The organism is Kitasatospora arboriphila (assembly GCF_039528095.1).
Classification (GTDB): domain Bacteria; phylum Actinomycetota; class Actinomycetes; order Streptomycetales; family Streptomycetaceae; genus Kitasatospora; species Kitasatospora arboriphila.
In genome coordinates, this window is the sequence record NZ_BAAALD010000167.1 from 1 (window position 1) to 8,843 (window position 8,843).

The window sequence follows — 8,843 nt, forward strand, 5'->3', positions numbered from 1 at the left end:
GGTCGTTCCAGCCGTCGTACAGGGTGTTGCCGGACTGGCCGGTGCCGTCGTCGATGGGCGAGCTGTCGCCCCAGATCGCGACCCGGCCGCTGCCGAAGGCGGAGGTCGCGAAGAAGGCGCCGGTGGTGCCGCTGTAGCCGCTGCGGTAGACGAGGCCCTTGACCGCCGGGTTGTCGGCGGGCTTGAGGGTGAAGGTGGTGCCGTTGCGGATGATGGAGCCGGTGACCGTGCCGAAGGCGCCGTTCAGCACCGGGTCGGTGGTGTCGGTGACGGCGCGCGGGTTCTCGTTGGCGATGTTCAGCAGGTCGACGGAGAACCCGAACGGGTCGGTGCTGTCGACGCTGTTGGTGGTCATCAGGTCGTTGATGATCGCCGGGGAGTCCCAGCCGTCGTTGTTGCGGTCGCTGACGGTGTGGTCGGAGATCAGGAACAGGCCGCCGCCGTGCTGGACGAACGTCATCACGGCGGTCTTCTCGGCGTCGGTGAGCCGGATGTTGGGCTCGGGCAGCACGAACTCGTCGAAGTTGGCGAGATCGAGCGCGCCGCCGGTGCCGTAGGTGATGGTGGACCCGGCGGGGAGGGTCTTCAGGCTGTACCGGCCGGTCTTCCGGAGGGCCACGCCCCAGGCGGAGAGGGCGCCCGTCCACGAGGTCTCGGTGCCGGGGTCGGCGTTCTGGCCGAGCGGGTCGGGCTGGCTGGTGGAGATGATCCAGTCGGCGTTGCCGGCGGTCTCGGCCTTGCTGTTGTCGAACAGGATCCGCTTCGGGGTGCTCGCCGCGGCGGCGGCCCCGGCGGCCGGGGTCCGTGTGGCCGCGGTCCCGGCCGCTGCGGCCCGGTGCGGCACGGCGCCCGCACCGGCGAGGACGACCAGCGCGGCGGCGGCGAGGGCCAGCGGGCGGGCGGTGTTCATGGATCTGATCACGGGTCAGCACTCCTCGTGCCAGGGAGGTAACAGCTGGTGCGCGCTACGCGCGTAGGCGCGGCCTCACGGTGTCATGTCCGGGTGATCGCAGCTTGAACGGAACACGTCGCGTCGACGCCCTGCGGGGATCCCGGAAGGAGCGGTGCTCCCCCGCCGCGGCGCGCTCCGCCGACGGGGGATCTTCTCGTCCGGTCGGCGCGCCTGATGGATGTGGAGCCGGGGCCTGTGGCAGATGTGGGCGGCACGACCGACCGTCCCGAGGAGTCCCGATGCGACCACCCGTCTCCCATGACCCGCCGCGGTACCGGCCGTGGCAGGTGCTGCTGTGGATGCTCGTGCCGGTGGCCGTCGCGCTCGGCGTCTACTGGTACGGCCGCACCCTCACGCCCGACTACACCAGCGGCCTGTTCGGCCGGGAGGGCGACGACGCCACCCGGCTGAAGGCCCGACTGGGCAGCGCGCTGTTCGGCCTGGCACTGGTCCAGCTGCTCCTCGCGCTGTGGATGTACGGACGGCTGCCGGGCGCGCCCCGCCCGGCACCGAGGCCCGTCCCGCCCGTCCACCGGGTGACCGGGCTGCTCGCCTTCCTGCTCTCGCTGCCGATCGCCCAGCACTGCCTGGCCACCTACGGGGTGCAGCTGAACAGCCCCCGGGTGGCACTGCACTCGATCACCGGCTGCGTGCTGTACGGCGCGTTCGTGGCCAAGGTGATCGTGGTGCGCAACCGCCGGCTGCCCGGCTGGATGCTGCCGCTCGCCGGGGGCGTGCTGGTCTGCGCGATCGGCCTGCTCTGGTACACGGGCGCGCTCTGGTACCTCAACGGCTACGCGGCCCCCGGCCTGTGATCACCGGCGGATCTCCCGAACCCGATCGTGCCCGGGTGAACGCCGGCCCCCTGCGCCACGTACTGGAGGGTGTACGACTCGCCCGGCCGCCACCCCGGGGCCGGAGGTCTGCCGAAAGGAGAGTCGACCATGCGACGCCTCATCTGGGCGGCGGCGCTGCTGCCCGCCCTCGCCCTGGGAGCCGCGGCCTGCGGCAGCAGCGGCGGCGGCTCGAAGTCCGCCGCGGCACCGGCCAACGCCTACCCGCCGGCCTCCGCCTCGCCCACTCCCGGGTCCCAGTCCTCGGGCCAGTCCGGCGCCACCGGCACCGCGGTCGTGGTGCACGACTCGGACCTCGGGAAGATCCTGACCGACAGCCAGGGGCGCACGCTGTACCTCTTCGAGAAGGACAGCCCGTCGATGTCCGCCTGCGACGGCGCCTGTGCCGTCGCGTGGCCGCCGCTGACCACCACCGGCGCCCCGCAGCCGGGCACCGGGGTCAACGCCGCCGACCTGGGCACCATCACCCGGGCCGACCACCGCACCGAGGTCACCTACCACGGCCACCCGCTCTACTACTACGCCGGCGACCACAAGCCCGGTGACACGACGGGCGAGGGCTCCAAGGCGTTCGGCGCCGGCTGGTACGTCCTCGACGCCAGCGGCAACAAGATCGACAACGACTGAGCTCCCGGGGCGCGCGCAGCGGGCGCGGCCGATCCGCGGTGACCGTCCCCGCGGCCCGGGCGGATCCACCCGGCCGGATCCGCCCGCCCCGCCCGCCCGCGCCTCCCGGCGCCCCGACAGCCCGGCGGCCCGCGCCTCCTTGACGACGGCGGGCGCCGTCCACCATGGTGTGGACCACTCCCTTGCACCGCAGCCCATCGGAACTCCTGACTCGGAGACGGCATGCGTGCACCCACTCGTCCGACCCGTCGGCCCCGTCCGACCCGCCGGCCCGGCCGCCACGGCCTGCCCGCCGGCCTCGCTGCCGCGGCACTCGCACTGGCCGGCGCCACCCTCGGACCGGCCCCCTCGGCGACGGCGGCGCTGCCGGACGTCCAACTGATCGTCAACGGGGGCTTCGACTCGTACCCGTGGATCTGGGACTGCGAGCCGACCACCTCGCACAGCACCGTCCCGCACGAGCACTACGTCTCGGGCCGGCCGACCGCCGACAGCTACGCGGGCTGCACCCAGCGGGTCCGGGTGCAGCCGAACTCCAGCTACACGCTGACCGCCTCGGTGCGCGGCCCGTACGTGTTCGTCGGGGCGTCCGGCAGCGGCGCGGAGACCGTCGCCACGTGGTCGGACCGGAGCGACTGGAACGGACTGTCGGTGCGCGTGACCACGGGGGCGGACACCACCGAGCTGACCGTGTTCGTCCACGGCTGGTACGGGCAGGGGCCCTACGACGTGCGGTGGATGTCCTTCACCGGGCCCGGCGTCGCCCCGAACCCGTGCGGCGGGTCCGGGACGGTCCCGCAGACCCCGAGCGGCGGCCCGGCCTCCCCCTCGCCGTCCCCCAGCTGCATGCGCACCTACCTGCCCTGACGGCCCGTCGGCTGCCCGTCCCGGGCGGAGCGGGCGCCCGCGGACCGCTCAGCGGGACATCGCGCGGGCAAGGGCGGTCATGGCGGTGCGGGTCTTGGACTCCGGGCGGTCGGAGACGCGCAGGCCGCGGTCCCGCAGCGTCCGGACGAGCAGCTCCTGCGCGGCGGAGGCCTCCGCGGGGCCGGTGCGGACGGAGAGTTCGAGGAAGCTGAGCCCCTGGTCGGCGACCGTCCAGAGTTCGGCGGTGACCGGGTGGATCAGGTCCCGCAGCGAGGGCTTCCACTGGACGGAGCCGATCGGGCCGAGCGCCACCAGGTCCTTCAGCCGGTCGCAGCCGAAGCCCGCGCGGTCGAGCAGGTCGCGCTGCTCGTCGGTCAGTTCGGGCTGGCCGGACTGCCCGTCGTCGGTGGTCGGCCGGCCGTAGTCCCCGTCCGCCTTCAGCGAGGCGGCCCAGACGCGGTTGCGGCCGGTCCAGTCCTCCTCGATCTTGAACTCCCACTCCTCCTGTTCCTGCGGCGTCCGCCAACCGACGGGGAGCCGGTCGGGGTCGCAGGGGCGGAGCTTCACCGTCAGATCGTCCTTGTCCGACTTCTTGGTCTTCCGCAGACGGATCACCAGGCCGTCGTCCAGCAGCGGCAACTCGACGCCGCCGTTGCTGCGGCGCGGACTGTCCCAGAAGTGGACGGTGCGGTGCCTCCCGTCCTCGGGGTCCAGCTCCAGCGTCCCGCAGGCCTCCGCGGTCGCCTCGCCGGACACGGTGACCTTGATCTCGACGTCCGCGTTCTCGACAGTGTGCGCCATGCGTCCCTTATCGCGTCCGGACCGCGGCCGCGCAACCACCGCCACCACGGATTGCGGACGCGCCACACGATCGGGCGGAGGGCGCGCGGCCGGCCGGGTGAAGGAACCGCCGGGCCGCTCCGGCCCGCGGAGGCCGAACGGGCGGACCGACGGAGTCCCCGCGATCCGGAACGCCACGGCGCCGGAGGCCGTCCTACCTGGCGGGCCGCCGGACCGGCGGCCGTCGGACACCATCGGCCGCGCGGCGCCCGCGCGGTCCCACGGGGGCATGCATGGACCTCTCCTTCGGGCTTCGACCGGAGCCGTACGACCTCGGGCCCGATCCCGACCTCGCGACGTGGCTCGCCGAACTGGGGGCGTCGCGGCACCGCGTCGTCCACCTCGGGCCCGACGACGGCCGCAGCCACGGGCAGCTCTGCTGGGACGTGCTGGAGCCCACCGGCCTGCTCGCGGTGCACTGCCGGGACTGCCGGCACGGCCACGGCGGGCCCCGCGACCCCGCGCGGATGGACGCGGCCCTCAAGATCGGGATCCCGCCCGGGGAGATCGTCCCGTGGACCGCGGCCACGCTCCTGCGCGACCTCGTGTACCGCACCGGCGAAGGCGGCCTGCGGCCCGTCGCGGAGGCGGTCGCCCGGGGTCTCGTCGACCTGCTCGGGCCCGGCGCCGACTGGCGGGCCAACGGCTACGCCGCCTACCGGGAGGGCGCCACGGGCAACGTCCACTGGGCGCCGGTCAGCGAGGCCACCTTCGACGCGGCCGTCGTCGGCATCGGCAACGGCCACGCGGTGGTGGTCGTCGCCACCGGCGAGGACTGACGACCGCCCCCGGCCGACCGGTCCGGCTCCCGGTCCGGCTCCCGGTCCGGCTCCCGGTCAGGGCCCGGGCTGCCGCGGCGCACCCGTGACGCCGGTCAGTGGGCGGCGTCGAGCCTGGCCCGCTGGTCGGCCGTCAGGGTGAGGTCGAGGGCGGCCAGGCTCTCGTCCAGCTGGGCCACCGAGGAGGCACCGACCAGCGGGACGACCGGGACCTCGCCGCCGATCAGCCAGGCCAGCACCACCTGGTTGACGGTGGCTCCGGTCTCGGCCGCCACCGCGGTCAGCGCGGCCCGCCGGGCGGGGGTGCCGGCATGCTCGAAGGCCGCACCGAGCGGCTTGTCCGCCCGGACGTAGCCGCCGCCGAGCAGCGGCGAGTACGCGACCAGTGCGAGCGAGGGGTTCTCCCGGACGTAGGCCAGCAGGTCGCCCGCAACCGCGCCCTGGTCGCCGTCGGGGCTGAGTGCGCCTGGCAGGTCGGCCCGCCGGCGGAAGTAGCTGTGGCTGTACTGGAGCACCTCGTACCCGGGCAGCCCGGCCGCCGCCGCGAGGTTGCGGGCCCGCTCGATCCGCCAGCTCCAGTGGTTGCTGACGCCCAGCAGGCCCACGGACCCTTCGTCCACCAGTGCGCCGAAGGCCTCGACCGTCTCGGCCAGCGGCACCCGGGTGTCCTCGATGTGCGCGTACAGCAGGTCGAGCTTCTCGACGCCGAGCCGCTGCCGGCTCCGCTCGGACTGCTCCCTGATGATCTCGGCCGACAGTCCCTCGCCGTTCTCCACGTAGCCGGTGCCGGGCGCGAGCGGCCGGGCGCCGAGCTTGGTGGCGATCACCACCTCGTCGGTGATGCCCCGGCTGCGGCGCCAGCGGCCGATGAGCTCCTCGCTCGCGCCGCCCTGGCTGCCGTCGATCCAGTAGGCGTAGTTGTTGGCGGTGTCGATGAACGTACCGCCGGCCTCGACGTAGCGGTCCAGCACGGCGAACGAGGTGGCCTCGTCGGTCAGCGTTCCCATCAGCATGGCGCCGAGGCTGAGCACACTGACCTCGCGGCGGGTCTTCGGGTCGGTGCCGATCGTGCGGTACTGCATGCCAGTTCTCCTCCCACGGACCGCCAACTGCGGCCCGCGGGCGACAGTTTGGTTGCTGGAGTGCACTCGAAGTCAAATGGTCCAGACCTCCGGCCCGAGGCGGCGCGCCCCGTACGGGAGCGGGCCGGCGCCCGCCGGGCGGACCTCGCCACGGGATGCGACGGCGCGGCGCGCCTCAGTCGCCGTCGCCGCCCGACCGCTTCGGGCGGCGGCCCCGGCCCGCGTCGAGCTGTTGCAGCACCTCGCCCGCGACGATCGTCACGGCCGCGACGGCGCGGACCCCGCGCGGCGCGCCGCGCGCGGCCCACACCACACAGACCGCCCCTGCGGCGGCGAGCACCAGCAGACCGAGCAAGACCACTCCGGCCATGTTTCCTCCCCATGATCTTCCGACGGCCCGGCGATCGTCCCAGAGCGGCGACGACATCCGCCACCGTCCTGCCGCTCGACCTTCGGCCCGCCCCGCTCCCGTCCCGGGAATTGAGTACGGGCACTCAGGCCGCGCCCCGCCGGCGTTCCGGATCATGGTGGCGACGGCCGATCGGAAGGGACGGAGCACATGGGCCAGATGTGGGGAGAGCTGTGGACGCCGCCGCAGCCGGAGGACGGTGTCGGGATCGCGCGGCCCGAGAGCTCGCTCCGGGAGAAGGTCCGCTTCGCGGCACTGGCCGCGGTCGTGATCGTGGTGGCGGTCCTCGCCCTGCTGGCAGGCCTCATCGGCGTCGGGATGTCGCACATGGGGGACCCCACAGGGTGAGCCCCCCGTCCCGCGCCCGCCCGGTGGCCGATTTCGGGCGGGCCGGACGGCGACACGCTCAACGCCCCGGCCGGCCGGGCCCTCCGGACATCCGCGACCTCGCGGTGGCCGCACGGAACGCGGCCGCCGCACCCGCACCGAACCAGCAGAACTCGAACGCCACCCGGGCCGCCCCGTGCAGCGGGTGGTCGGCCGTGGGTGCCGCGAACCACCCCCACAGCAGGGCGAGTCCGGCCACCGACGCCGCGGCGGCGACCAGCCGCACGACGCGCCGGCCGGGCCTGCGCCACGCCCACCAGCCGGCCGCCGCGTAGACGGCCAGCTCGGCGCCGAACGCCAGGACGTCGACCGCCGTCACCCCGTTCACCGGGCCACCCACCAGGCGGAGACCAGGTGCAGCACCGCGAACGCGCCGGCCCCGAAGCCCATGCCGAGGTTGCGCTGCCGGAAGCCGATCGCCGAGTCCCCCACCTGCGCCAGACCGGACACCAGCAGCATCGGCCAGGCCACCGCCGCGCCGCCCGCGGTCACCGCCACCGCGGTCGCCACCCCCAGGGGCACGGCCCGCGCGGCGTACGCCCGGGCGTACACGTGCGCCCCGGCCGTGACCGGCTCGCCCTCGGGCAGCCCCAGGCCCGGGCGCAGCACCCCCGCCACGCTCGATCCCGCGCTCACCAGTGCGGCCAGTGCGTTGGCCGCCGACAGAACGTCCATTCCGACTCCCCCTGAATCATTCGAGCTTCGAACGATATGAGGACGGTACCATTCTCGTCATGAGCGATGTCAAGGGAGCGGCGGCACTGCGCGCCACGATCGTCTTCAACCTGGGCACCCTCGGCGCCCTGGCGTCCGACCGCTTCGCCGACCGGGTCGAGGAGCTCGGACTCAAGCCCAAGCACGCCGGCCTGTTGGCCGCACTCGACGCCGGATCCGCCGCCTCGCAACAGGAGCTGGCCACCCGCCTCGGCGTCGCCCCCAGCCTGATCGTGGCACTCGCCGACCAGCTCCAGGAACTCGGCGCGGTCGAACGCGTCCGCGACCCGGAGGACCGCCGCCGCCAGGTCCTCACCCTCACCGCCGAGGGCCGACGGCTGCTCGCCCGCTGCGCGGAGGCCGCCGAGGCCGCGGACGCCGAACTGACCGCGGGGCTCACCGAACCGCAGCGCACCGCACTCACCCGCGGCCTGCGCACGCTCGGCGAACAGCACGTCCCGCGCTAGGGCGCGGCCTCAAAGGGCGCCCGTACGTGCACGTTCTGCGCCGCGGGTTCAGGCGAGGGCGGCGACCAGCAGGGTGAAGGCGCCGATGAGGACGGCGACGCGGACGTAGTGGTAGCGGTCCCAGCGGTCCCCCTGCTCCTCCCAGTCCTCGGGCCGGTTCTCACCGGTCCAGGTCTTGCTCCGGTTGTTGATCGGGACGAGCAGCAGGAGCGACATCACCACGCTGACGATCAGCAGTGCGGCGGCGGTGACGACCAGGCCGGTGCCCTGGTGGTGCCGCCCGGCGACGGCCCAGACGACGCTGAGGACGAGCGAGCCGATGTACCAGACGGGCATCACGGCGCCGAGCATCCGGCCCCCGTGGGCGCGGCCCAGCACCCGGCTCTCCTCGGGAAGTGCTTTGAAGATCGGGTTCATGACGAAGGCGACGGAGAACTCCACCCCCACCATCAGACCGACGGCCACGGTGGTGAAGACCTCGAGCGCGTGGAGCATGACGACCCCTCCTGGAATCTAGCATTGCTAGCCGATGAGGCAACGCTAGTACTGCTGCCGCTCGATTGTCTAGCGATGCTAGGATCGGAGCATGTCGGTACAGCAACGCAAGGAACGCGAACGGGCGGACCGCGAACGCCTCATCGTGGCCACGGCCCGTGAACTCGCCGAGCAGCAGGGGTGGGACGCGGTCACCACCCGTCGGCTCGCCGAGCGCATCGAGTACAGCCAGCCCGTCCTCTACAGCCATTTCCGCGGCAAGCGCGAGATCATCGGCGCCGTCGCCCTCGACGGTGCCGCCGAGATGGCCGTCGCGGTGCGGGCCGCGGCGGGCGCCGGGGAGGGGCCGCGGGCGCGGGGGGCGGGGCCC

Annotated in this window: 13 protein-coding genes and 1 pseudogene; 7 read left to right on the plus strand and 7 right to left on the minus strand. The window is 74.0% G+C overall.

The annotated features are described in order from the left end of the window. A pseudogene (locus ABD353_RS38465) lies at positions 1-910 on the minus strand (hydrolase); the annotation flags it as partial. A gap of 341 nt (positions 911-1,251) precedes the next feature. Here ABD353_RS38465 and ABD353_RS38470 point away from each other — a divergent pair. The 3 genes from ABD353_RS38470 (at position 1,252) to ABD353_RS38480 (ending at position 3,300) form a co-directional block, all read left to right on the plus strand. After that, positions 1,252-1,767, plus strand: a complete 516-nt coding sequence (locus ABD353_RS38470) for a DUF6529 family protein (protein ID WP_425555339.1) — start codon at positions 1,252-1,254, stop codon at positions 1,765-1,767. 129 nt (positions 1,768-1,896) lie between these two features. Continuing rightward, complete coding sequence (locus ABD353_RS38475; RefSeq protein ID WP_344628385.1) at positions 1,897-2,433, plus strand: COG4315 family predicted lipoprotein; 537 nt, start codon at positions 1,897-1,899, stop codon at positions 2,431-2,433. Positions 2,434-2,655: 222 nt separating this feature from the next. Beyond that, complete coding sequence (locus ABD353_RS38480) at positions 2,656-3,300, plus strand: carbohydrate binding domain-containing protein (RefSeq protein WP_344628386.1); 645 nt, start codon at positions 2,656-2,658, stop codon at positions 3,298-3,300. 48 nt (positions 3,301-3,348) lie between these two features. Here ABD353_RS38480 and ABD353_RS38485 read toward each other — a convergent pair whose 3' ends face one another. Next, on the minus strand, positions 3,349-4,101 hold the full coding sequence (locus ABD353_RS38485) for a hypothetical protein (RefSeq protein WP_344628387.1): 753 nt from the start codon (positions 4,099-4,101) through the stop codon (positions 3,349-3,351). 272 nt (positions 4,102-4,373) lie between these two features. Between ABD353_RS38485 and ABD353_RS38490 the strand changes: the two genes are divergently transcribed. Then, positions 4,374-4,919 carry a hypothetical protein gene (locus ABD353_RS38490; protein ID WP_344628388.1) on the plus strand — a complete coding sequence of 182 codons (546 nt, stop codon included), beginning with the start codon at positions 4,374-4,376 and terminating at the stop codon, positions 4,917-4,919. Positions 4,920-5,014: 95 nt separating this feature from the next. Here ABD353_RS38490 and ABD353_RS38495 read toward each other — a convergent pair whose 3' ends face one another. Both ABD353_RS38495 and ABD353_RS38500 read right to left on the minus strand, forming a co-directional pair. Continuing rightward, the gene (locus tag ABD353_RS38495) at positions 5,015-6,001 is read right to left on the minus strand and encodes an aldo/keto reductase (RefSeq protein ID WP_344628389.1); all 987 of its coding nucleotides are present in this window, start codon (positions 5,999-6,001) and stop codon (positions 5,015-5,017) included. 175 nt (positions 6,002-6,176) lie between these two features. After that, positions 6,177-6,371, minus strand: coding sequence for a hypothetical protein (locus ABD353_RS38500; RefSeq protein ID WP_344628390.1), 195 nt, complete (start codon positions 6,369-6,371; stop codon positions 6,177-6,179). Positions 6,372-6,560: 189 nt separating this feature from the next. On the opposite strand from ABD353_RS38500, the gene ABD353_RS38505 reads away from it, so the two are divergent. After that, complete coding sequence (locus ABD353_RS38505) at positions 6,561-6,758, plus strand: hypothetical protein (protein ID WP_344628391.1); 198 nt, start codon at positions 6,561-6,563, stop codon at positions 6,756-6,758. A 58-nt stretch (positions 6,759-6,816) separates the two neighbouring features. Here the strand turns inward: ABD353_RS38505 and ABD353_RS38510 are convergent, their stop codons facing one another. Beyond that, positions 6,817-7,125 (minus strand): DUF2568 domain-containing protein, encoded by a 309-nt coding sequence (locus ABD353_RS38510; protein ID WP_344628392.1) that lies wholly within the window; start codon positions 7,123-7,125, stop codon positions 6,817-6,819. After that, positions 7,122-7,472: a hypothetical protein gene (locus ABD353_RS38515; RefSeq protein WP_344628393.1), complete on the minus strand. Its 351-nt coding sequence runs from the start codon at positions 7,470-7,472 to the stop codon at positions 7,122-7,124. Before ABD353_RS38515 ends, ABD353_RS38510 begins: the two co-directional genes overlap by 4 nt. Positions 7,473-7,531: 59 nt before the next feature. On the opposite strand from ABD353_RS38515, the gene ABD353_RS38520 reads away from it, so the two are divergent. After that, positions 7,532-7,978, plus strand: a complete 447-nt coding sequence (locus tag ABD353_RS38520) for a MarR family winged helix-turn-helix transcriptional regulator (protein ID WP_344628394.1) — start codon at positions 7,532-7,534, stop codon at positions 7,976-7,978. Positions 7,979-8,026: 48 nt separating this feature from the next. Here ABD353_RS38520 and ABD353_RS38525 read toward each other — a convergent pair whose 3' ends face one another. Beyond that, positions 8,027-8,473: an anthrone oxygenase family protein gene (locus ABD353_RS38525; RefSeq protein ID WP_344628395.1), complete on the minus strand. Its 447-nt coding sequence runs from the start codon at positions 8,471-8,473 to the stop codon at positions 8,027-8,029. A gap of 91 nt (positions 8,474-8,564) precedes the next feature. Here ABD353_RS38525 and ABD353_RS38530 point away from each other — a divergent pair. Continuing rightward, positions 8,565-8,843 (plus strand): helix-turn-helix domain-containing protein (locus ABD353_RS38530; RefSeq protein WP_344628396.1); only part of this gene is annotated, 279 nt, incomplete at its 3' end.